This is a genomic window from Methylobacterium sp. ARG-1 (assembly GCF_001262595.1).
Taxonomy (GTDB): Bacteria; Pseudomonadota; Alphaproteobacteria; order Rhizobiales; family Beijerinckiaceae; genus Methylobacterium; species Methylobacterium brachiatum.
In genome coordinates this window covers 1-22,728 of the sequence record NZ_LHCD01000056.1, presented here as the reverse complement: position 1 = coordinate 22,728, position 22,728 = coordinate 1, and the positions used below count along the sequence as shown (strand labels likewise).

The following is a 22,728-nucleotide window of genomic DNA, read 5'->3' as shown; positions in this document are numbered from 1 at the left end:
TGACCGCCAGTGTCAACATAAGTTGACACTATGGCGGGGATTTCTCCGGAAGCAAGGGCGTAACGTCGGTCCGCCCCTGCCGATGTCTCTGTCTCAGAACTCGCCGGCCAAGCCGGCCCGGACGCCGACATTGCTCTCGCCGGCATAGGCGACACCGGCGGTCACCGCGATCGGGACGCAGCAGGTCGGCAGCCGATGCGCGACGGCGACACCGCCGGCCCATTCCCCGCGATAGGTCGCGCCGTTGGTCGCCCAGGTGGTCTTGCCGGGAGCGGACGGCATCGGCGCGGTTGCCATCGCAATCGCCATGGCGACGCCCTGACGGGCTTCCTTGCGGGTCTGAATCGCGTAGCGCTGCATCGTGTCCGTCTTGGCCTCCAGGTTGTTGACCTGGGACTGGACCGAATCGATCCGGTTGCCGAGGCCCGCGATGGTCGAGGGGCCGTAGGCCGAAGCGGCGAGATTGCCGGCGGCGTCGGTGGTCACGAAGTTGGTCGCGCCGCTCTGGGCCGCGGCGCTCGCCTGCGAGGCGACGCCCGCCAGGGTGTAGGTGTTGGCGGCATTGCCGATTGCCACTTGGTTTGCCTGGGTCGTCTTGACGTTCGCACCGATGGCGATGGTGTTCGCCTGGTTGGCCGCCGCGCCATTGCCGAGCGCCACGCTGTTGTTGCCGGCAGCCGAGGCCGCCGCACCGATCGCCGTGGATCCCGTGCCCGTGGCGCCGGCGACGAAGCCAAGCGCCGTGCTGCCGGCTCCCGACGCTGCTGACGCGGTGCCGATCGCCGTTCCGCCCAGTCCCTGCGCGCTCGCCGCGTAGCCGAGGGCGACGCTGCCGGTGTTGACCGCGGATGCCCCGGTTCCGACCGCGGTCGAGGCCGTCCCGGCCGCGCTCGATCCGAAGCCCACCGCGAGGGCGTCGCCGCCCACGGCGACGGGGGCCGCGAGGGCGCTGCTGTTGTTGGCCGCGATCCCGGTGGCGCTGGACAGCTGCGAGAGCCGCAGGTCGGCAATGAAGGTCTGGCCCTGGGACTGCGCGACGTTGCCGGTCACGATATAGATGCCCTGGCCGTTGCCGCCGCCACCGCCAGCAGTCCCGCCCGCGCCACCGGCCCCGCCGGCGCCGCCTGTACCCCCAGCACCGCCTGCTCCGCCGGTACCGCCGGTACCGCCACCGCCAGTACCGCCGGTACCGCCAGCACTGCCACCGCCGGTGCCACCACCGCCGCCGGCGATTCCGCCCACAGTGCCGAGGTACAGGCCGGTCCCGAGTAGGCCCTCACCGGGACCCGTGGTTCCGACCAGCAGGCCGGTCCCAAGGACGCCGCCGCTGGTGCTGCCGACATTCAAGCCGGTGCCGAGGACGCCGGTGCCGGGATTGGTGGTGCCGACGGTCACCCCGGTCCCGAGAACACCGCCGCCGGTGGTGCCGACATTCAGGCCGGTGCCGAGGATGCCGGTACCGGGATTCGTGGTGCCGACCGTGATCCCGGTTCCCAGGATACCGCCTCCGGTTGTATCAAGAGTCCCACGAAGAAGTTGTGCCTGCGCCGGGGAGACGACCGGGAGGGCGAGAAGGGTGCCGGCCAGCAGGGGGGCGATGCGGCCGGCCGTCCGGCGCAGGGCGGCATTCGTTGTCCGCGGCCCAGCCGGGACGGCGGTCGAGTTACGCATCTCAGACTCCATTGCTGCGCGGCCCGGTCGCTTCCACCTCGAACCTGGAGTCAGGTGGGCGCTAGGCTGGTACCGGCACACCTTCTGGTAGAATGCTTAACATCAACTTTCAGTTGTATTTGTATTCGTCACTTCGCGTCTCACGCGGCATCGCTGGCTTTGAGGCGACCGTGATGCCGTGCGCCTCAGAAAATCCGCCTTTCCGCGCCGATATCCGCCCAGGACGGGGGTATGCTGGCCGAGCGAGCGCTGGCCGCAGGGATTGGACGCGTGATGGACGGACGGGACAGGACCATCTTTGTGGCGGGCCATCGTGGGATGGTGGGCTCGGCGATCGTGCGCCGGCTGCGCGAGCTGGGCTACGCGCGGATCCTCACGGCGGACCGGCAGGCGTTGGATCTGCTCGATCAGGCCGCGGTCCGGGCGTTCTTCGCCAAGCACCGCATCGACCAGGTCTACCTCGCCGCCGCCAAGGTCGGCGGCATCCATGCCAACAACACCTACCCGGCCGAGTTCATCCACGAGAACCTGCTGATCCAGTCGAATATCATCCACGCCGCACATACGAGCGACGTGGACCGGCTGCTGTTCCTGGGCTCGTCGTGCATCTATCCGAAGCTGGCGGAGCAGCCGATGCGTGAGGACGCGCTGCTGACCGGCCTGCTGGAGCCGACCAACGAACCCTACGCCATCGCCAAGATCGCCGGGATCAAGATGTGCGAGAGCTACAACCGGCAGTACGGCCGGCGCTACCGCAGCGTGATGCCGACCAACCTGTACGGCCCCAACGACAATTTCCACCCGCAGAACGCCCACGTCCTGCCGGCGCTGATGCGGCGCCTGCACGAGGCGAGGCAGGAGGGCCGCCCGTCCGTCACGGTCTGGGGTACCGGCCGGGCGATGCGCGAGTTCCTGCACGTCGACGACATGGCGCGCGCGAGCGTGTTCGTGATGGAGCTGGACGACGCGGTCTACGCCGCCAATACCCGGCCGGACCTGTCGCACATCAATGTCGGCACCGGCGAGGATTGCACCATCCGCGAGCTGGCCGAGGCCCTGGCGCGGGTGATCGGCTACGAGGGCCGGCTCGCGTTCGACGCGACCAAGCCGGACGGCACGCCGCGCAAGCTGATGGACGTGTCGCGCCTGCGCGCCATGGGCTGGCAGCCGGAGATCGGCCTGGAGAAGGGGCTGCGGCAGACCTATGGCTGGTTCCTCGAGAACCACGCCACGCTGCGCGGCTGATCACGTCCGCGGCGCGACGTCCCGATCGGGCAGGAGAACGAGCATGGCCCCGCGGGCCCCTGACGATGCCGAGCAGGCGCGACGGCGCAAGTTCCTGCGCGACTTCCACACGTTCGATTCGAACATCCGCTTCCCGGCGCCCTACACCCAGTTCGCCGGCAAGCCGCTGTCCCCGGCGGCGGGACAGGGCTGGCGCTACGACGCGCTGGGATACCGGAACGACAGCCATCCCGAGGCGCGTCCCGCCTCCGAGACGCTGCGCGTCTTCGTCGTCGGCGACAGCACGCTAATCGACGGCCAGGTCTTCGCCGACACGATCCCCGGCCGCCTTGAGACCGGGCTGAAGCGCCTCCACGGCGAGGGCGCCCGGGTCTACAATTTCGGCGCGACCTCGGCCTGCCTGAACCAGATGATCGCGCTGATCACCGCCCGGCTGATGGACCTTCAGCCGGACGTAATCTTCGTGCTGGGCGGCGCCACGGACGTCTTCCAGCCATGGAGCTTCGATCCGCGTGCCGGCTATCCGTACAATCACTTCGCCCAGGAAACCCTGTACGACTACTTCTTCAACACGACGAAGGTGAATGCGGAGGCCGAGGATCTGTCGTATGACAGCCTTCAGGCGCTGATCTTCGGCCGGCTCGACAACCTGCGGGCGTTGACGAACTGGCAGTCGGACATCTGGGAATGGGAGGTGGTGCGCCAGTTCGAGCTGGCGCTGAAGCGCCTCGCCCGCCTCGCCGGCGGCATCGGCGCGCCGGTGCGGTTCCTCCTGCAGCCGGCGGTCGTCCGCAAGACCGAGCGGATCGGTGACGAGCAGAGCGCCGCCTCGGGGGAGTTCCTCGCCTATCTCGACCGGCAATACACGCGGATCGAGCAGGTGCTCGGCCGGCTCCAGACGGATGGCCTGACGCAGGGATCGTTCACGATCCGGGACCTCAGCCGGATCTTCGAATCCGACGGCCGCTTCCTGTTCACCGACATCGTGCACGTCACCTCCGAGGGCCGCCAAGCCATGGCCGACCGCTTGGCCGCCGAGGTCGCTGACGTGCTCGGCCTTTCGTCCAAGGGATAGCCGTGGTCACGCCGATCGTGTTCATCGGGGACTCGATCACCGAGGCCTGGGGCTTCCACCGCGCCGCGACCTTCGCGGCCCACGACCTGATCCCGCGGGGCGGGTCCGGCCAGACGGCGCGCTGGATCACCATGCGGTTCCGCCGCGACCTCGAGGAGACCGGCGCGCAGGGTGTCCATCTCCTGTGCGGCGTCAACGATATCGGGCGCAACGAAGGTGTCTTCGTCCCTGCCGACGAGATCGCACGGACGCTGGCCAGCATGCTCGACGAGGCCCGGACGATGGGCGTGAAAGCCTGGGTCGGTTCGATCATGCCGGCCGCCCGGATCCCCTGGAACCCCGCGGTCCCGGACGCCCCCGCGATGATCGCCGCGGTGAACGCGTGGCTGCGGGACCACGCCCACGAGCACGGCGCGACCTTCATCGACTACCACGCGGTGCTGGCCGACCAATCCGGGGCGTTGCGCAGGGCCTACACCACCGACGGCCTGCATCTCAGCCCGGCCGGCTACAAGGCGATCGAGCCGCTGATGCTGTCGGCTCTGGGACGGGTGCCGGCGGGGGAGCAGGATCTCGTCGCTGAAACACCGCGGAGGTTCGGAACCCGGCACCTTGCGGGGGCCCTGGCGGCTTCCGCTCTGGCCGTCGCCGGATGCGCCCTGTGGCTGACCCGCCGCTGACGCCGAGGCGGGCACCGACCATCTGCCGCCGTCATCGCGAGCGCAGCGAAGCGACCAAGCGCACGGCAGGATTCGTCGCTGCATGCTTTAGAAAAGGAAAATCTGACGCTTGGCACGCGTCGTGAGGGGCTGCTTCCGACCTTTCCAAGACGTAAGAGCATAGATAGCGGGCGTCTTATACCCAGCGCTCAGAGCGTTGGATCGACTGCTCGGCAGGCGCCGTGATGGGCCTCCGAGGCGCGCCTTGTATTGGCAGCGCTCGGATCGCGAAGCTGAACCGACCAGGGTTGGAACGGTCCGCTTCGTTGGATCTCGGGTCAGGCGTCGGCATTCCAACCCAACCCCCCATTCGCCCCGCGGCGCATACCGATCATGCCGACAGCCCTCGATTGTCCCAGGAAACTGTCGGAGCCACGCCGTTTGGCCTCTTCGGCGTTGGAACGGAGATGCCCGTGAATGCCGTCTCACGCAGGATCTACCGAAATCGCCCCGGCCGAACAGACCGCGCGGTCGGCCACTCGTTTCTGTGCTCGGCTCGGGGTATCTCGGGCTGGCTGTTCGGGGAGCGAAATATGTTCACACACGTGATGATCGGCAGCAACGACTTGGTGCGGGCCCGGAATTTCTACGACGCCACGTTCGTCGCGTTGGGAGGCAAGCCGGGAGTGATGGATACCAGAGGCAGGCTGATCTACGCGCACGAGGGCGCTCAGCTGATGATCACGACGCCGATCGACGGCAAGCCAGCGACTGCGGCCAACGGTGGGACGATCGGTATCGCGGCCGCGAGCCGCGACCATGTGCTCGCGTGGCACGAGGCCGGGACGACGCATGGCGGCACTGCGATCGAAAGCCCGCCGACAGAGCGTCCGAACGGGGCCTTCGTCGCCTATCTTCGCGATCCGGACGGGAACAAGCTTACCGCGCGCACGCGGTCGACCATGTAACGTCATCGCGGCCAGCCGGACCGAAGACCCTCCGTCCGGACGCTTGGGCCGCCCAAGTGATCAGTTATCACCGACACCGGACGTGGGTGAGTCGCAGGCACGGAGACAACCTCCGCTTCCATGCATGTCCGCTCGGGATGGTAGCGCGGGCATCTACCCGACGCGGCCATCGCGACAGATACAGAGCGTGGGGTTTCGGCCGCTCGGTCGCTCCGCTGCGCGGGCGATGACGGCCGAGGCCGCGGCACGCGTCCCGATCCGGATTGCCTGGGAACGGGGCTCGGGCGTGCTCAACCCGGCCCCCAGGCGATCACACCCGCCGCACCGCCCCGTGGGCCGCGCTGGTGGTCAGCATCGCGTAGGCGCGCAGCGCCGCGCTGACCTTGCGCTTGCGCGGGCTCGCCGGCTGCCAGCCAGCGGCATCCTGCTCGGCACGCCGCCGCTCCAGCTCGGCGGGCTCGACCGCCAGGCGGATGCTGCGGGCCGGGATGTCGATGGCGATGGTGTCGCCGTCGCGCACGAGGCCGATCAGCCCGCCCTCCGCGGCTTCGGGAGAAACGTGGCCGATCGACAGTCCGGAGGAGCCGCCCGAGAAGCGCCCGTCGGTGACCAGCGCGCAGGCTTTGCCGAGGCCCTTTGATTTCAGGTAGCTCGTCGGATAGAGCATCTCCTGCATGCCGGGGCCGCCGCGCGGGCCCTCGTAGCGGATCAACACGACCTCGCCACTGATGACCTTGCCGTTGAGGATGCCGTCCACCGCCGCATCCTGGCTCTCGAACACCCGGGCCGTCCCCGTGAAGGTCAGGATCGAGGCGTCGACGCCGGCGGTCTTCACGATGCAGCCCTGCTCGGCGAGGTTGCCGTAGAGCACCGCCAGGCCGCCATCCTGCGAATAGGCATGGGCGGCGTCGCGGATCACGCCGCCCTCCCGGTCGAGATCGAGTTCGTCGAAGCGGGATTCTTGGCTGAACGCCACCTGGGTGGGCACGCCGCCGGGCGCGGCACGGTAGAAGCTCTGAACCGAGACAGCCGGTTCGCCGCGGACGTCCCAGCGGGCGAGCGCCGCGCCGAGAGTGCCGGCGGACACGTTGCCGACCTCGGTATCGATCAGACCGGCCCGGTCGAGCTCGCCCAGGATGCCCATGATCCCGCCTGCTCGGTGGACATCCTCCATGTGGACGTTGGCCACCGCCGGGGCGACCTTGCACAGGACCGGCACCCGCCGGGACAGCCGGTCGATATCAGCCATGGTGAAGGGCACCTCGCCCTCGTGGGCTGCGGCCAGCAGGTGCAACACCGTGTTGGTCGAGCCGCCCATGGCGATGTCGAGCGTCATGGCGTTCTCGAAGGCGGTGAAGCTCGCCACCGCGCGGGGCAGCACGCTCGCATCGTCCTGCTCGTAATGGCGACGCGCGAGATCCACGATCAGATGGCCGGCCTCGACGAACAGGCGCTTGCGGTCGGCATGGGTCGCCAGCACCGAGCCGTTGCCCGGCAGGGCGAGCCCGAGAGCCTCGGTGAGGCAGTTCATCGAGTTCGCGGTGAACATGCCCGAGCAGGAGCCGCAGGTCGGGCAGGCCGAACGCTCGATCACCGCGACGTCTTCGTCGGAGATCCGGTCGTCGGCCGCCGCGATCATCGCGTCCACCAGATCGACCTTCTTGGCGATGCCGGGCAGCTGGACCTTGCCGGCCTCCATCGGGCCGCCCGAGACGAACACCGTCGGGATGTTGAGCCGCAGGCAGGCCATCAGCATGCCGGGGGTGATCTTATCGCAATTCGAGATGCACACCATTGCGTCGGCGCAATGCGCGTTGACCATGTACTCGACGGAATCTGCGATCAGCTCCCGGGAGGGCAGCGAGTAGAGCATGCCGTCATGGCCCATCGCGATGCCGTCATCGACCGCGATGGTGTTGAACTCCTTGGCGACGCCTCCGGCCTTCTCGATCTCCCGGGCCACCAGCTGCCCGAGATCCTTCAGATGGACGTGTCCGGGTACGAACTGGGTGAACGAGTTGACCACGGCGATGATCGGCTTGCCGAAATCGCCGTCCTTCATGCCGGTGGCGCGCCAGAGGCCGCGGGCGCCAGCCATGTTGCGGCCATGGGTCGTGGTGCGGGAACGATAGGCAGGCATCGCGCGGTTCAATCGGTCCAGAAGCGAATCTTTCAAAGGTAGGGGCTTCTGCGCCCGCGGCGCCGCCGCTGCAAGCGTCGCGCAAGCGGGTGCGACCGTGTCATGCTCCCGGCGGATAGCGGGACGCGAGAGAGGCGAATCGTAGGATGGACCGAGTGGATTTCCTGCGGCGGGCCATCGACCAGGGCCAGGGCCGGACCGAGGCGGATCTCGTGCTCAAGGGCGGGCGCTTCCTCAACCTCGTCACCGGCGACCTCGTCGCCTCCGACATCGCCATCTGCGGCGACCGGATCGTCGGGACCTTCGGCAGTTATCGCGGCCGGCGCGAGGTGGACGTGTCCGGCAAGGTCGTGGTGCCGGGCTTCATCGACACCCACTTCCACGTCGAATCTTCGCTGATGCCGCCGCAGGAATTCGAGCGCTGCGTCCTGCCCCACGGCGTCACCACCGGTCTATGCGACCCGCACGAGATGGCCAACGTGCTCGGCGCCGACGCCTTCCGATGGTTCCTGGCCTCGTCCGAGACCCTGGCGATGGATTTGCGGGTCCAGCTCTCTTCCTGCGTGCCGGCCACCGACCACCTGGAGACCTCGGGCGCGCGGATCGGCGCGGCGGATTTGCTGCCCTTCGCCGACCATCCGAAGGTGATCGGACTGGCCGAATTCATGAACTTTCCGGGCGTGCTGGCCGGGGACCCGGGCGCCCTGGAGAAACTCGCAGCGTTCCAGGGCCGCCTGATCGACGGCCACGCGCCGCTGCTGCGCGGCGCCGCGCTCAACGGCTACATCGCGGCTGGTATCCGCACCGAGCACGAGGCGACCACGCCCGAAGAGGCGATGGAGAAGCTCTCGAAGGGCATGACCGTGCTGATCCGCGAGGGCTCGGTCTCCAAGGACCTGCACGCCCTGGCGCCGATCCTGACCGAGCGCACGGCGCCGTTTCTGGCCTTCTGCACCGACGACCGGAACCCCCTCGACATCGCCGAGGAGGGGCATCTCGACTACGTCATTCGCACCGCGATCGCGCTGGGCGCGCCGCCGCTGGCAGCCTACCGGACGGCGTCGTGGTCGGCGGCCCGGGCGGTCGGGCTGCACGATCGCGGCCTCGTGGCGCCGGGCCAGCGCGCCGACCTCGTCGTGCTCGACGATTTCGAGGCGTGCCGGGTCGCCCAGGTCTTCAGCGCCGGGCGGCTGGTCGAGGATGCCCTGTTCGCCGGGCGTCCCGCCATCGAGCCGATCGGCCGCGGCAGCCTGCGGGCGCGCCGGGTGACGGCGGCCGATTTCGCGGCCCCCGGCTCCGGGCCGTCGACGCCGGTGATCGGCGTGATGCCGGGCAAGATCATCACCCTGCGGCACGACCTATCGCTGCCCTATAAGCAAGGCGAGCGCCGGATCGACCTCGACCAGGACGTGATCAAGGTCGCGGTGGTCGAGCGCCACGGGAAGACGCCGCCCGGCGAGCGCGGCATCGGCGTGGCCTTCGTGAAGGGGTTCGGCCTCAAGCGCGGGGCGATCGCCTCCTCGGTCGGGCATGACAGCCACAACGTCACTGTGGTCGGCGCCGACGATGCCGACATGGCCGTGGCGGTCAACCGGCTCGGCGAGATCGAGGGCGGCTTCGTCGTGGTCGAGGGCGGCCGGGTGCTCGCCGAGATCGCCCTGCCGGTCGCCGGGCTGATGAGCCTGCTGCCGTTCGATTCGATCCGCGCCGCGCTCGTGACCCTGCGGGCGGCGGCGCGCGGCCTCGGCGTGGTTCTGCCCGAGCCGTTCCTGCAGGTGGCATTTCTGCCGCTGCCCGTGATCCCGCACCTCAAGATCACCGACAAGGGCCTTGTGGATGTCGACCGTTTCGCGCTGATCGACCCGTGAAATAGATTGCGCACAATCTACATCGAGACTATGTATTGGGTGCGCCGGCTCTAGATGCCGACTCTCTTCCTGTAACCGGAGATCGCCATGTCCGTAGACGTGAAGTACCGCACCAGTGCAACGGCCACCGGTGGCCGCGATGGCGCCGCCAAGACCGCTGACGGCAGCTTCGAGGTGAAGCTCTCGACCCCGAAGGAACTCGGCGGCGCCGGCGGATCGGGCGCGAACCCCGAGCAGCTCTTCGCCTCCGGCTATTCGGCCTGCTTCCTCGGCGCCATGAAGGCGGTCGCCCCCTCGCTGAAGCTTAAGGTCCCGGCCGAGACCAGCGTTACCGCCGATGTCGGCATCGGCCCGCGCTCCGAGGGCGGCTTCGGCATCACCGCCGACCTGACGATCAGCCTTCCGGGCCTCGACCGCGCCGACGCGCAGAAGCTCGTGGACGCCGCTCACCAGGTCTGCCCGTACTCGAACGCCACCCGCGGCAACGTCGATGTCGGCCTGAAGCTCGCCTGAGCCGGGCGTCGCATCCATTCCGCTCAACCAGAGGTGCGCGCTACGAGCGTGCACCTCGGAGAAGCCCTCTTTCGAGGACGCAGCGCGACAGGTCCCCTCTCCGCACGCGAGAGGGGACCCGCGACCCGTCCTGGCACCAAGCCCGTTCGGCGATCAAAAAAATTCACAGCCGATCGGGACGCGCTCAGGGTGGGATATCTGTTGGGTCGGTAGCGCCCTCCCCGTCATTACGAGCGGAGCGAAGGAACCCCTGGGTCACGCTCCTGTCGCAGATCGCGCACTGCGCTGGGTCGCTTCGCTACGCTCGCGATGACGACGCGAGTCATCCCCAAAAGTGGACGGTCAAAAAGCTATCCGTTTGCCTGCGCCCGCATGCAGACACGGCCGGCTTCATCCAGGGTCACGCCCTCGAAGCCCGCCCCTGTCCGCCGCCCGCAGACCCGAAAGATCTGGTTCGCGGTCATCGGCGAGACACCGCGATACGTGAAGCGCCACGGCACCTGCCCCAGCAGGGTCGCGGCGAGGTTCATCAGCAGCGTCGCCTGGATTGGACCGTGCACGACGAGGTCGGCGTAGCCTTCCACCTGGGTCGCGTACGGCTGATCGTAGTGGAAGCGGTGGCCGTTGAAGGTCATGGCCGAGTAGCGGAACAGCAGCGTCGGCGTCGCCGGCACGACCCAGACCTGCTCGTAGCCGGCGGCGTCGTCGCGCTCGGCCACTGACCCCGCGCCGCTCTGCGCCCCGGCCGCCTCCCGGTAGACGATGTCCTGCCGTTCCCGGATCGCCGGCCCGCGCGCCGTGGCGACCGCGTGCTCGACGGTTACGAAGCAGAGCCGGCCGCTGCGCCCCTCCTTGAAGGTCATGTCGCGCACGGTCTCGGTGCGGGTGACAAGGTCGCCTTCACGCAACTCCGAGTGGGTCTCGACCTGCCCGCCGGCCCACATCCGTCGCGGCAGCGGCACCGGCGGCAGGAACCCGCCCTTGGCCGCGTGGCCGTCCGGCCCGAGGGCGTCGGCGGGCGGCGTCTCCGGGGCGAGGCACCAGTGCAGGGCCGGTGGCGCGGTGCCCTCGGGGCTCGGCGCGAGATGCGGCGCGAAGGTCGCGCGAAACTCGGCCAGGATGCGCGGCGTGACGAGGTCCGACGTCTCGCGGGTACGGCCGATCCAGTCGGTGAGTTCGGTCATGTCAGTACGACCGCGGCAGGCCGAGCACGTGCTCGGACAGGTAGGCGAGGATTAGGTTCGTGGAGATCGGCGCGACTTGGTAAAGGCGCGTCTCCCTGAACTTGCGCTCAATGTCGTATTCCTCGGCGAAGCCGAACCCGCCATGGGTCTGGATGCAGGCATTGGCGGCCTCGAACGACGCGTCGGCGGCGAGCATCTTGGCCATGTTGGCCTCCGCCCCCGGATTGGCGCCGGATTCGTAGAGGCTCAGCGCCTCCCGGACCATCAGCTCGGCGGCGCGCATGTTAGCGTAGGCTTTGGCGATCGGGAATTGCACGCCCTGGTTGGCGCCGATCGGCCGGCCGAACACCGAGCGGTCCGACGCGTAGGCCCTCGCCTTGTCGATGAACCATTTGGCATCGCCGACGCATTCCGCGGCGATTAGGATGCGCTCGGCATTCATGCCGGACAGGATGTAGCGGAAGCCCCTGCCTGCCTCGCCGATCAGGTTCGCGGCCGGGACCCGGAGGTTGTCGAAGAACACCTCGGTGGTGGCGTGGTTCATCATGGTGCGGATCGGCCGGATGGTCAGGCCGTTTTCGATTGCCTCCCGCATGTCGACGAGGAGCACCGACAGGCCGTCGGTTCGCTTCATGCCCTCGCTCTTGGGCATCGTACGGGCCAGGAGCAGCATCAGATCCGAATGCTCGGACCGGCTGGTCCAGATCTTCTGGCCGTTGACGAGGTAATGGTCGCCCTCGCGCCGAGCGGTGGTCTTGAGGCTGCCGGTGTCAGTGCCTGAGGTCGGCTCGGTCACCCCGAAGGCCTGCAGCCGCAGGCGGCCCTCGGCGATAGCCGGCAGGTAGGCCGCCTTCTGAGCCTCCGAACCGTGCCGGAGCAGCGTGCCCATCGTGTACATCTGCGCGTGGCAGGCCCCGCCGTTGCAGCCCGCGCGCTGTACCTCCTCCAGGATCGCCGCGGCGGCCGAGAGCGGCAAGCCGGAGCCGCCATATTCCTCCGGAATGAGGACCGAGAGGTATCCGCTCTCGGTGAGCGCGTTCACGAACTCGGTCGGGTAGGCCATTTCTCGGTCGAGCGCCCGCCAGTACGGGCCGGGAAACCCAGCGCAGAGCTTGGCGACCGCCTCGCGGATCTCGGTATAGGCTTCCATCGCGCGCCTCAGGCCGTGCGGCCGCCATCGACAGGCAGGTCGACCCCGGTGATGAATTCGGCCTCGTCGGAGGCCAGGAACAGCGCCGCGGCAGCGATGTCCTCGGCCCGCGACATCCGCCCGAGGGGGATCGTCGCGATGAATCCCTCCCGGTTCTCCGGGGTGTCGGGCACGCCCATGAAATGCTCGAGCAGGGCGGTCGCGCCCATCACCGGGCAGAGCGCGTTCACCCGGATCTTCCAGGGTGCCAGCTCGAGGGCCAAGGACTTTGAAGCGAGACTCGCCGCCCCCTTGGACGCGTTGTACCAGGTCAGGCCCGGGCGAGGCCGGAGCGCCGCCGTCGAGCTGACATTGAGGATCACGCCCCCGCCCTGGTCGCGCATGAGCGGCGCGATTGTCCGGACGAAGTGAAAGATCGACTTCACGTTCACCCGGAACACCCGGTCGAACTCGTCCTCGGTCACCTCCAGCAGCGGCTTGTTGCGGTGCGTGGTGCCGGCATTGTTGACCAGGATGTGCGGAGCTCCGAACCGCTCCCGGGTCTCGGCGACACTGGCCTCGACATCGGTGGCAGATCCGACATCCGCGGCGATCGCGATGGCATTCGCGCCGATGCCCGCAGCAACCCGCTCGGCCGCCGCCTTGTCGATATCCACGCAGGCGACCCGCGCACCCTCGGCGGCGAACCGCTCGGCGATGCCCGCGCCGAACCCGCTTCCGGCGCCCGTGACGAGCGCGATTTTTCCTTCGAGTATCATCGCTTCCTCCCGATTTCTTATTGCCTAAGCCGTTCAGCGTTCGCCTCTATCCAATTTCCCCCTCATCCTGAGGTGCGGACGCGCAGGGGCCGCCTCAAAGGAGCCCTCCAGGGATCTCGGAGCTGTCTGGAGGCCTCTTTCGAGCCTCGCGCCGCGCACGAGCACCTCAAAATAAGGGCGCGGGCGGGTTTCCCGATGCAATACCTCTCACCTCGCGGCCTCGAACTCCCGCCGGATCCGGGCGCTGTGCTCGCCGATATCCGGCACCCGGCCCAGCGTGCGGACCGCGCCGTCGATCAGGACCGGAGGCGCGACGATGCGGGCCGTTCCCGCCGAGGTCTCGACGTCCGCGCGGACCAGGGCCGGATGGGTGGCGAGGTCGGCCAGGGTGTTGACGAAGCCATAGGCGGTGCCGGCGGCCTTCAGGCGAGCGGCGGCGGCCTCGCGGCTCAACCGCACCAGGGCGGCGCCGACCCGCAAATCCACGGCGGCGCGGTTGGCCACCCGGTCGTTGTTCGACGCGAAGTTATCCGCACGGGCGAGGTCCGGCTCGCCCAGGACCAAATCGCAGAAGCGCGCCCATTCGCGCTCGTTCTGGATCGAAATCAGCACGAGGCTGCCGTCGGCAGTCGGATAGGCGCCGTAGGGGGAGATCGACGGATGGGCCAGGCCGACCCGCTTCGGCTCCCGGCCGGTGCCCTCGAAGTAGAGCAGCGGCACGTTCATCCAATCCGCCGCGCCGCTGAACAGGCTGACCTCCAGGGCGCAGCCTTGGCCGGCGATGGAACGGGCGATCAGCGCCTCCAGCACAGCCGCATGGGCGTTCATCCCGCAGGCGATATCGCAGACCGAGACGCCGACGCGGCCCGGGCCGGCCGGGTGTCCGGTGATGCCGGACATGCCGCTCTCGGCCTGCACCAGCAGATCGTAGGCTTTCATGTCGCTGTAGGCGTGGCCCGCGCCGTAGCCCGAGATATCGACCGTGATCAGGCGCGGGTGGCGCGCCCGCAAGTCCGCCGAGCCGAAGCCGGCGCGGGCGGCCGCGCCCGGGGCGAGGTTCTGCACGAACACGTCGGCCTCCTCGAGGATGGCGTGCAGCAGCCGGGCATCGTCCGGATCCTTGATGTCGGCGACCAGGCTTTCCTTGCCGCGGTTCAGCCAGACGAAGTAGCTCGCCAGCCCGTTGACGGCGGAATCGTAGCCGCGGGCGAAATCCCCCTCCTGCCGCTCGATCTTTATGACCCGAGCACCGGCATCGGCCAGCCGCGACGTGCAGTAGGGCGCAGCGACAGCCTGCTCCAGGGCGAGAACAGTCAGCCCCTGCAACGGCCGGTTCATACGCATCCCGGTTCCTCAGCATCCCGAACGCCCCGCTGGGCGGGACCGGAGCGGTGGAACTGGGTCTGCCGGGCGCCCCGCCAAGCGGGTACGGCTGACATACGGCGTCGAACCGCCCCTACTCGGCGGCCCGCAGGGCCTGCTGTCCGTGGGCTTCCGGGCCCGGCTCGGCCAGCAGCGCGTCCACCGCCTCGGGCTTGTCCCGGGAGGAGAAGCGGTGCGCGAGCCGGTCGAGATAGACGTAGATGACCGGCGTCGTGAACAGGGTCAGGATCTGGCTCACTGCCAGCCCGCCCACCATCGCGTAGCCCAGCGGCTGCCGGATCTCGGAACCGGTGCCAGTGGCGAGCATCAGCGGGATGCCGCCGAGCAGAGCCGCCATGGTGGTCATCAGGATCGGGCGGAACCGGAGCAGGGCCGCCTTGCGGATCGCTGCCTCCGGGTCGAGCCCCTCCTCGCGCTCGGCTACGATGGCGAAGTCGATCAGCATGATGCCGTTCTTCTTCACGATGCCGATCAGGAGGATGATGCCGATCAGTGCGATCAGGCTGAAATCGAACCCTGCCCACATCAGCACAGCCAGAGCGCCCACACCGGCCGATGGCAGCGTCGAGAGGATCGTGATGGGGTGGATGAAGCTCTCGTAGAGGATGCCGAGGATCAGGTAGACCACGAACAGGGCGGCCAGGATCAGCAGCGGCACGGTCGAGAGCGATTGCTGGAACGCCTGCGCGGTGCCCTGGAAGCCGGTGACCACCGTGGGCGGCACCGCGAGCTCCTTCATCGCCCGGCCGATCGCCTCGGTCGCCTGGCCCAGCGCGACGTTGGGGCCGAGGTTGAAGCTGATCGTCACTGCCGGGAACTGGCCCTGGTGGTTGACCGCCAGCGCCGCCACCGGGTCGGTGGTCCAGCGGGCGAAGGCCGCGAGGGGCACCTGCCCGCCGCCGATCGGGGCCTTGATGTAGATCTTGTCGAGGCTCTCGACATTGCCCTGCAGGGCCGGAAGCACCTCGAGGATCACGTGGTAGCTGTTGAGCTGCGTGAAGTACTGGCCGATCTGCCGCTGACCGAAGGCGTCATACAACGTGTCGTCGATGAGCTGGGGCGTGATTCCGTAACGGGAGGCGGCATCGCGGTCGATCGCGAGCGTCAGGGTGGTGCCGCGGTTCTGCTGGTCGGTGGCGACGTCGCGCAGCTCCGGCAGGGTCTTCATCTTGTCGAGGATGCGGGGCGCCCAGGTGTTCAGCTCGGCGAGATCCGGATCCTGCAGGGTGTATTCGAACTGCGTCCGGGAGGTCCGGCCGCCGGTGCGCACGTCCTGGGTGGCCTGGATATAGGTGCGGATCCCCTCGACCCGCTCCAGCTTCGGGCGCAGGCGACCGATGATCTGGAACGCGTCGGCCTCGCGCTCCTCGCGGGGCTTGAGCGTGATGTACATCCGCCCGGAATTCAGCGCCTGGCCGTTGCCGCCGAGCGACATGCCCACCGTCGCCACGTCCGGATCGGCCTGGACGATGGCGCCGACCTTCTCCTGAAGAGTCTTCATCGCCGAGAACGAGATGTCCTGTCCCGCCTCGGTGACGCCGATCATGAAGCCGGTGTCCTGCTGCGGGAAGAAGCCCTTCGGGATGACGATGAACAGGTGCACTGTCAGCGCCAGCGTCGCGAAGAAGGTCAGGAGCGTGATGAACCGGAAGCGGAGGGCGAGGTCGAGGCCGTTTGCGTAGGAGGACAGCAGCCCGTCGAACACCACCTCGCTCGCCCGGTACAGGCGGCCGTGATGGCCGGTGCCGTGGGGCTTGAGCAGGCGCGCCGCCATCATCGGCGTCAGCGTCAGGGCCACGAAGGCCGAGACCGCGATGGTCATCGACAGGACGACGGCGAATTCCCGGAACAGGCGGCCGATGATGCCGCCCATCAGCAGCAGCGGGATCAGCACGGCGATCAGCGACACCGAGATCGACACGATGGTGAAGCCGATCTCGCCCGCACCCTTGAACGCGGCCTCCATGGGCCGCATCCCCTCCTCGACGTAGCGGCTGATGTTTTCCAGCACGACGATGGCGTCGTCGACCACGAAGCCCACCGAGATGGTCAGCGCCATCAGGGACAGGTTGTCGAGGGTATAGCCGGCGAGCCACATCAGCGCGCAGGCGCCGAGCAAAGCGAGGGGCACGGTCACGCTCGGGATCACGGTCGCCCAGAAGCTGCGCAGGAACACGAAGATCACCGCGACCACCAGGACGATGGTGATCAGGAGCGTGAACTGCACATCCTCCACGGAGGCGCGGATCGTCTGGGTGCGGTCGCTCAGGATGCCGATCTTGATGCCGGCCGGCAGGGTCGCGGTCAGTCGCGGCAGCTGCGCCTTGATGCTGTCCACCGTGTCGATGACGTTGGCGCCGGGCTGCTTGAAGATCACCAGGAACACGCCGCGCTGGCCGTTGGTCCAGCCCGCCTGCTTGGTATCCTCCGGGCCGGCGATTGCGGTGCCGATGTCGCGCACCCGCAAGGGGGCGCCGTCGCGATAGGCGACGATCACGTCGTTCCAGTTCTGCGCCGTGGTGAGCTGGTCGTTGGCGTAGATCGTGTAGCTGTGGCTCGTCCCGTCGATGCTGCCCTTCGGGTTGTTCACCGTGGTGAGCGACAGCGGCGCGCGGATATCCTCGAGCGACAGGCCCTTGGCCACCAGCTTGGCCGGATCGACCTGAATCCGCACCGCGGGCTTCTGCTGGCCGCCGATGAACACCTGCGCGACGCCCGAGATCTGGCTGATCCGCTGCGCGAGCTGCACGTCCACCGCGTTGTCGACCTCGATCAACGGCATGCTGTCCGAGGTGGCCGAGAGCAGGAGGATCGGCGAATCGGCCGGGTTCACCTTGCGGTAGGTCGGCGGGCTCGGCAGGTTCTTCGGCAGCTGGCCGCTCGCGGCGTTGATCGCCGCCTGGATGTCGCTGGCCGCACCGTCGATGTTGCGGTTGAGGTCGAACTGGACCGTGACCGTCGAAATCCCCAGCGAGCTGGTCGAGGTCATCTGGGCGACGCCCGGGATCTGCGAGAATTGCCGCTCCAGGGGCTGAGCCACCGAGGAGGCCATCGTCTCCGGGCTGGCGCCGGGCAATTGCGCGGTGACCTGGATCGTCGGGAAATCCACCTGCGGCAGCGGCGCGACACCGAGCAGCGGATAGGCCACCAACCCGAGGAACAGGATGCCGACCATGATCAGCGTGGTCGCCACCGGGAAACGGATGAAGGGCGCTGAGATGCCAGCCTTCATTGCAGCCCCTCACACGGCATCGCGGCCGCCCCGGCGACGCGAATGTCCATCACGGTTCGACCCTGGCCGACCGGCCCGGGGCCGCCGTCTCGGCCTGCGCCGTATGGGCGGCGTGCGGATCGGCCACGAGGCTACCGTCCTGGACCTTGTACTGCCCGGCGGTGATCACCCGATCGCCCGGCTTGAGATCGCCCGCCAGCACCTGCGTCCGCCCGGAATCGGAGCGCCCGGCCTTCAAGGACCGCTGATGCGCGTGGCCGGACTCGTCGATCACGAAGGCGAACAGCCCGTCCGGCCCGTGCTGGACGGCGTCATCCGGCACCGTCGTGGCCGCCGCGACCGTGCCGACCCGCATCTTGGTCGAGACCGACAGGCCGGGCCACAAGGCGTGGTTCTGGTTCTGGAACACCGCCTTCAGGCGGATCGTGCCGGTGGCGGTATCGACTTGGTTGTTGAACAGGGCGAGCTTGCCGTCGGCCAGCTTGGTCAGCCCGTCCGTGGTCCAGGCCGAGACCGGCACGTCGCCAGTCCGCAGGGCCGCGCCGATGGCGGGCAGCTGGTCCTCGGGCGCGGTGAACACCACGAAGATCGGCTCAACCTGCGTGATGGTCACGATCGGCGACTGGCCGGCCGCGGTGACGATGTTGCCGATATCGACCTGCCGGAAGCCGGTGACGCCGTCGATCGGCGCCCGGATGGTGGCGTAGCCGAGCTGGGTCGTGGCGTTGTCGATGGAGGCCTGGTCGGAGGCGACCTGCGCGGTCAGCTGGGCGACCAGCGCCGTCTGCGTCTCGGTCTGCTGGCGGGATGCGTAGGCGCCGAGACCGGTGTAGCGCACCAGATCCGCCTTGGCGTTGTTGAGGTTGGCGGTGTCCTGGTCCTTCTTGGCCTTCGCTTGGTCCAGGGTCGCCTGGTAGGGGCGCGGATCGATCTGGACCAGAACATCGCCCTTGCGGACGTTCTGCCCCTCGCGGAACGCGACCTGCTGGATCTCGCCGTCGACGCGGGTCCGCACCTGGACGGTGTTGTAGGCTTGGACCGTGCCGAGCCCGTTCAGCAGCAAGGCGAACGGGCCCTGATCGACGGTCCCCAGGGTCACCGGCACGGGCGCCGCCGCGGCCACCTTCGCCTTGGCCGCCGGCCGTTGCGTCGTGCGCACGTAGCCGTAAGCCCCGCCGCCCAGCAGCGCGAAAACCACGATCGTCGTCACCAACCCGCGGGACCGCCGCGGCTTCTGCTCACCCTTCATCGACCGCGGCCCCCTCCGCCGTGGAACGCGCCCGTCTCGTCCGATCGAGCCGCGACGCGCTGGCTGTTATCCTCGCCCGGCATACCTAACTGGCCCTTGCGCCATCAGGGCGCGAAGCGCTCGGCGCGCCTCCACCCGGGCGCATCGCGGAGCCCCGTCGATGGATATTGCATTCCCTAGCATACAATCGACGCGGCAACATCCAGGCAGCGCCTCCGGTGACCGCCGCGAGCTCTCGGCAAACGCTCCCGCCGGCCGCCGATCGTGCCCGTGGCAAAGGCTTCGCACATGGGCCACAAGCCGGTGTGACGGCGCGTGTCGAAGCGCGGCGAGGCGAAACCAGAACACCGGGACCCCGCATGGCCGAGACTCTGGAACTGGACGGCTTGAACGAGCTGCGAGCGGCCCTTCTCGAAGAACGGCAAACGATCGTGGCGTCGGTGCGGAAGCTGCGCGACACGCGCCGGCAGAAGGGCACCTTCGTGCTCGGCGACGGCGCCGCCGCGGGACCGCGGCTGGTCGCGGTGCAACACCAGATCGACGTCGTCGAATCCATCATCGCTACGCTGACGCAGTTTTGAGAGCGGCCCGGCCCGCCGCGCCAACGCGCGGCCGAGCCATCCTGAGAGGTGCCACGTCTCCGTGTCCGCTATGTTTCTGCAGTTCGTGGCATGGCCGTTGAGCGGGATGATCGCTTAGGGGAAAACGATTTTCGGATTGCGATCGACGATTGCCAGGCGCAATTTAGAAACATCAAGTGTTGGCACCGAAGAGATGCTATCACGCCACCTGATCATTCGGGCACATGCGTCTGTGTGACTGCATAATATTTCGAAGACTGAATTTTGCCGAATCAACGCACGGCGATCCGCCCCTGGCAATGTCATCCCGGCACAGGACCAGCCTACCTTGAACTATGCGGCCAAAGCCGAGGGGGGCGACAAGCACGGCCATAGGCATTCTGCCGCGCTACCCTCCCGACGCTTCGAGGACGGCACCCGTGGCCCCACATTGCCTTCTGCAATTGCCACGGTGATCAGACTTCGGCGCGCGGTCACCGCATCGTTCGGCTCGGGCACAAGCATCGGTCGTCCGCATCACGCAGCGAACATCTGATCCGGCCTGACGAAACCGGCCGGTTGTACAGGACATGCCTGTATTTGAGGCTGGACTGCCGAACGGATGTGCTGATACCGGACCGCAGCTCAAGGCGCGGGACGGCATGACATGGACGCCTTCGATCAGACCAACACCGAAACCGACTCAGCGGCCGCGTTTCCGGACAGCACGGAGGCGGCAACGCTCTGGGCCGCCATCCAGGCCGATCTCCGGGCGCGTGACGAGCGCACGGCCCGCCTGCGGGCCATGCGCCTCATCGCCGGGGACGACGCGACGGCCTGACCGCGGCGACGGTTTCAGGGCTTCCCGGTCAGGTCGAAGGCAGGGAGACGGGACGCCAGGGCGAATCCGACCGCCATCGCCATGGCCTCGGCCTGGGCGATCAGGCTCGGATCGCCGCTATCCCGGGCCGCCTGGAGCAACCCGACGGCGTGCTGGCCGAGCCTGCGGTCGATCGTGTCATCGACACGGGTACGTCGGTGCGTCTGAAGTTCGTGCGGGCCGGGATTGTTCATTGGCGTGCCGCGGGTCTCGACGGAACGGGCATGGGCTTGAACGGCGCGGACGCCGTGATCCAGGATTGCGTGTCCATGACATCCGCGAAGACACGCATCACCGCACTCACCGAGCGATGGATATCGTCGGCCGCGATGCCTTCGAGATCATGGCTTGCGGAGGCGTCGGACAAGAACGTCACCTCCTGCCCCCGGTGGAAGCCGTCGATTGCGGTGGCGAGGCAGGCGGCCTCGCCGGCAAAGCCCGCGATGACCAATTGCGCGCCGCCGCGTTCCATCGCGTCCGCGAAGGCGGGACTGGCGTAGCAGGACGGGCGGTCCCGATCGAAGATCATGTCGCAGCCATGCGGCTCGAACCCCTCAATCCAGCGCGCGAAGCGCGTTCCGGGCTGGAACAGCGGCGCCCCGATCCAGCGCACATAGGCCACCGGAATGCCGCTATCCCGGGCGTGATCCAGGGCGAGCCGGCACTTGGCGAGGGCGGGCGCAATGCCCGCGAGGGCCAGAGGCCGTCCGACGATCTCGTATTCCTGCTGCATGTCGACCAGCACCAGAACTGGGACGCTGCTCGGCCGGCGGTAGAGTGCCGGGTTCACGTGCCGGGTCATCGCGACGCCTGCTGATCGACGGAGGGCCGGGTGACGGCGCGACCGCGCGACCGGTCCAGCGCACCGGCCTTGTGCCACCGGCCCTCGGGTCGGATGATCACGTAGGGGTCGACGCCGATGCCGATCGCCTCCGGATGCGGCTCAGCCTCCATCAGCATCTCGACATAGTCGAAATCCGAGAACACGAGTTCCTGCGCGCCCTCGAACACCCGGAACCCGAAGCGGCTCCAGAACCCGACGAGGCGCTTCTGCGCGTGCCCGTAGAGGCGGCGATAGCCCTTGACCCGGGCCAGCTCGATCCCAGCCCGGACCAGCGTAAAAGCCAAGCGGGTGTTGCGGTACTCGGCCCGCACCGCCAGCCGCTCGATCTTGGCGAAATCGGCGAAGAAGCGGATCCGCAGGCACCCCGCCGGCTCGTCGCCGACATAGCCGATCAGGTGGGTGGCCGAGAGATCGTTGCCGTCGAATTCCTCTTCGTACGGGCAGGCCTGCTCGGCCATGTACACTGCGGCCCGCAGGGCAATGACGCGGGAGAGATCCTCGAAGCTGCGCGCCACGGCGACGCTGACGCCGGTAAGCCCGGGGCGATGGCTGTCGTAGGGGGGCAAGCGTTCGGCCGCCTCGGACCGGACGAACATATGTAGGCTCGGGGCGCGCAGCCCGCGCCACGCGGCGCCTTTGGTGAAGCCGATTCCTTCCAGATAATCGGCCCCTTCCGGCGTCGCCGCGCGCGCATAGAGGTCGACGTCGCGGCACAGCGGCGTCGAGATCCGCTGCAGCATCAGGGCGACTGCGGCTGCGAGCCGGCGACGGGCGTGGATCACCCACAGATAGATTCCGGCCGGGCGCTCGTGCTGCCGGGCAATGAAATGGGACGCCGGATTCGTCGGGTCGAACTCGCCCGAAAGGAGGGCCGTCATCCCGGCGTCGTTCAAAGGTAGGACTGCCGTGAGGCCCTCGCCGCGCGGTGATTGCGCGTCGTAATCCCCGCGTTTGGCGATCGCGAAGACAGTATCGGGATTGATGGTCATCACCCGACGCACCACGGCGAGGTCGGCCAGACCCGGCAGAACGCTCCGTGTCTCCTCCAACAGACGTTCGAGGTCGGCGGGCGTCGGGGTAAAGAGCACGAGATGTCGGGCGAGGCGGGCAGCCCTTAAATCGATGATGTCGTGGCGTGCCTCTGGTGCGGCCGCATGAGGATGCCGCGCGTAATCGGGCGGCGAAACGTGGACGGTCATCGCGTCGGCTTTCGCGGGTGATTGGTAACGAGCACCGGCTTCGCATGGTGAACTTCCCGCGTCTGTGCAAAGATTGAAGTATGGGAGGTCCACAGATGGAACACGACGCCGTTGTGGCTGCCGGCATGCCCGATTGGCAGGATCTGCGGC

General features: G+C 68.2%; 19 protein-coding genes. 8 read left to right on the top strand and 11 right to left on the bottom strand.

Going from position 1 to position 22,728, the window contains the following annotated elements; translation table 11 throughout:
* Window positions 1–93 precede the first annotated feature (93 nt).
* Entirely contained in the window at window positions 94–1,671 is a 1,578-nt protein-coding gene (locus AKJ13_RS33205) for a hypothetical protein (protein ID WP_082317185.1), read from the bottom strand.
* A 273-nt stretch (window positions 1,672–1,944) separates the two neighbouring features.
* Between AKJ13_RS33205 and AKJ13_RS28765 the strand changes: the two genes are divergently transcribed.
* From AKJ13_RS28765 to AKJ13_RS28750, 4 genes are all read left to right on the top strand, one after another.
* Window positions 1,945–2,916: a GDP-L-fucose synthase gene (locus tag AKJ13_RS28765; RefSeq protein WP_050736383.1), complete on the top strand. Its 972-nt coding sequence runs from the start codon at window positions 1,945–1,947 to the stop codon at window positions 2,914–2,916.
* Between the two features lie 43 nt (window positions 2,917–2,959).
* Entirely contained in the window at window positions 2,960–3,991 is a 1,032-nt protein-coding gene (locus AKJ13_RS28760) for a lipase (protein ID WP_050736380.1), read from the top strand.
* A 2-nt stretch (window positions 3,992–3,993) separates the two neighbouring features.
* Window positions 3,994–4,671 (top strand): GDSL-type esterase/lipase family protein, encoded by a 678-nt coding sequence (locus AKJ13_RS28755; protein WP_050736379.1) that lies wholly within the window; start codon window positions 3,994–3,996, stop codon window positions 4,669–4,671.
* A gap of 572 nt (window positions 4,672–5,243) precedes the next feature.
* A complete protein-coding gene (locus AKJ13_RS28750) occupies window positions 5,244–5,618 on the top strand; it encodes a VOC family protein (RefSeq protein WP_050736378.1) in 375 nt (124 codons plus the stop codon).
* A 310-nt stretch (window positions 5,619–5,928) separates the two neighbouring features.
* Here the strand turns inward: AKJ13_RS28750 and ilvD are convergent, their stop codons facing one another.
* A complete protein-coding gene (ilvD, locus tag AKJ13_RS28745; RefSeq protein ID WP_050736377.1) occupies window positions 5,929–7,758 on the bottom strand; it encodes a dihydroxy-acid dehydratase in 1,830 nt (609 codons plus the stop codon).
* Window positions 7,759–7,904: 146 nt separating this feature from the next.
* Here ilvD and ade point away from each other — a divergent pair, with 146 nt between their 5' ends.
* Window positions 7,905–9,626, top strand: a complete 1,722-nt coding sequence (gene ade / locus AKJ13_RS28740; RefSeq protein ID WP_050736376.1) for an adenine deaminase — start codon at window positions 7,905–7,907, stop codon at window positions 9,624–9,626.
* 87 nt (window positions 9,627–9,713) lie between these two features.
* Complete coding sequence (locus AKJ13_RS28735) at window positions 9,714–10,139, top strand: organic hydroperoxide resistance protein (protein ID WP_050736375.1); 426 nt, start codon at window positions 9,714–9,716, stop codon at window positions 10,137–10,139.
* A 350-nt stretch (window positions 10,140–10,489) separates the two neighbouring features.
* On the opposite strand, the gene AKJ13_RS28730 is transcribed toward AKJ13_RS28735, so the two are convergent.
* The 6 genes from AKJ13_RS28730 to AKJ13_RS28705 all read right to left on the bottom strand — a co-directional run bounded on the left by AKJ13_RS28730 (window position 10,490) and on the right by AKJ13_RS28705 (window position 19,095).
* Window positions 10,490–11,323 (bottom strand): MaoC family dehydratase N-terminal domain-containing protein, encoded by an 834-nt coding sequence (locus AKJ13_RS28730; RefSeq protein WP_050736374.1) that lies wholly within the window; start codon window positions 11,321–11,323, stop codon window positions 10,490–10,492.
* Window position 11,324: 1 nt separating this feature from the next.
* A complete protein-coding gene (locus tag AKJ13_RS28725) occupies window positions 11,325–12,473 on the bottom strand; it encodes an acyl-CoA dehydrogenase family protein (RefSeq protein WP_050736373.1) in 1,149 nt (382 codons plus the stop codon).
* An 8-nt stretch (window positions 12,474–12,481) separates the two neighbouring features.
* The gene (locus AKJ13_RS28720) at window positions 12,482–13,231 is read right to left on the bottom strand and encodes an SDR family oxidoreductase (protein ID WP_050736372.1); all 750 of its coding nucleotides are present in this window, start codon (window positions 13,229–13,231) and stop codon (window positions 12,482–12,484) included.
* A gap of 207 nt (window positions 13,232–13,438) precedes the next feature.
* A complete protein-coding gene (locus tag AKJ13_RS28715) occupies window positions 13,439–14,575 on the bottom strand; it encodes a CaiB/BaiF CoA-transferase family protein (protein WP_050736371.1) in 1,137 nt (378 codons plus the stop codon).
* A gap of 112 nt (window positions 14,576–14,687) precedes the next feature.
* Window positions 14,688–17,846 (bottom strand): efflux RND transporter permease subunit, encoded by a 3,159-nt coding sequence (locus tag AKJ13_RS28710; protein WP_050736370.1) that lies wholly within the window; start codon window positions 17,844–17,846, stop codon window positions 14,688–14,690.
* Between the two features lie 49 nt (window positions 17,847–17,895).
* Window positions 17,896–19,095 (bottom strand): efflux RND transporter periplasmic adaptor subunit, encoded by a 1,200-nt coding sequence (locus AKJ13_RS28705; RefSeq protein WP_050736369.1) that lies wholly within the window; start codon window positions 19,093–19,095, stop codon window positions 17,896–17,898.
* Between the two features lie 359 nt (window positions 19,096–19,454).
* On the opposite strand from AKJ13_RS28705, the gene AKJ13_RS28700 reads away from it, so the two are divergent.
* Both AKJ13_RS28700 and AKJ13_RS32400 read left to right on the top strand, forming a co-directional pair.
* Window positions 19,455–19,676 (top strand): hypothetical protein, encoded by a 222-nt coding sequence (locus tag AKJ13_RS28700; RefSeq protein ID WP_050736368.1) that lies wholly within the window; start codon window positions 19,455–19,457, stop codon window positions 19,674–19,676.
* A 646-nt stretch (window positions 19,677–20,322) separates the two neighbouring features.
* Window positions 20,323–20,496: a hypothetical protein gene (locus AKJ13_RS32400; RefSeq protein WP_200905720.1), complete on the top strand. Its 174-nt coding sequence runs from the start codon at window positions 20,323–20,325 to the stop codon at window positions 20,494–20,496.
* Window positions 20,497–20,510: 14 nt separating this feature from the next.
* Here AKJ13_RS32400 and AKJ13_RS28695 read toward each other — a convergent pair whose 3' ends face one another.
* The 3 genes from AKJ13_RS28695 to AKJ13_RS33330 are packed head-to-tail and all read right to left on the bottom strand — an operon-like array spanning window position 20,511 to window position 22,578.
* Window positions 20,511–20,729, bottom strand: coding sequence for a hypothetical protein (locus AKJ13_RS28695; RefSeq protein WP_050736367.1), 219 nt, complete (start codon window positions 20,727–20,729; stop codon window positions 20,511–20,513).
* Window positions 20,726–21,337 carry a cysteine hydrolase gene (locus AKJ13_RS28690; protein ID WP_050736366.1) on the bottom strand — a complete coding sequence of 204 codons (612 nt, stop codon included), beginning with the start codon at window positions 21,335–21,337 and terminating at the stop codon, window positions 20,726–20,728. The genes AKJ13_RS28695 and AKJ13_RS28690 overlap by 4 nt, the downstream gene beginning before the upstream one ends.
* Entirely contained in the window at window positions 21,334–22,578 is a 1,245-nt protein-coding gene (locus AKJ13_RS33330) for a GNAT family N-acetyltransferase (protein ID WP_064774687.1), read from the bottom strand. The genes AKJ13_RS28690 and AKJ13_RS33330 overlap by 4 nt, the downstream gene beginning before the upstream one ends.
* Window positions 22,579–22,728: the final 150 nt, after the last annotated feature.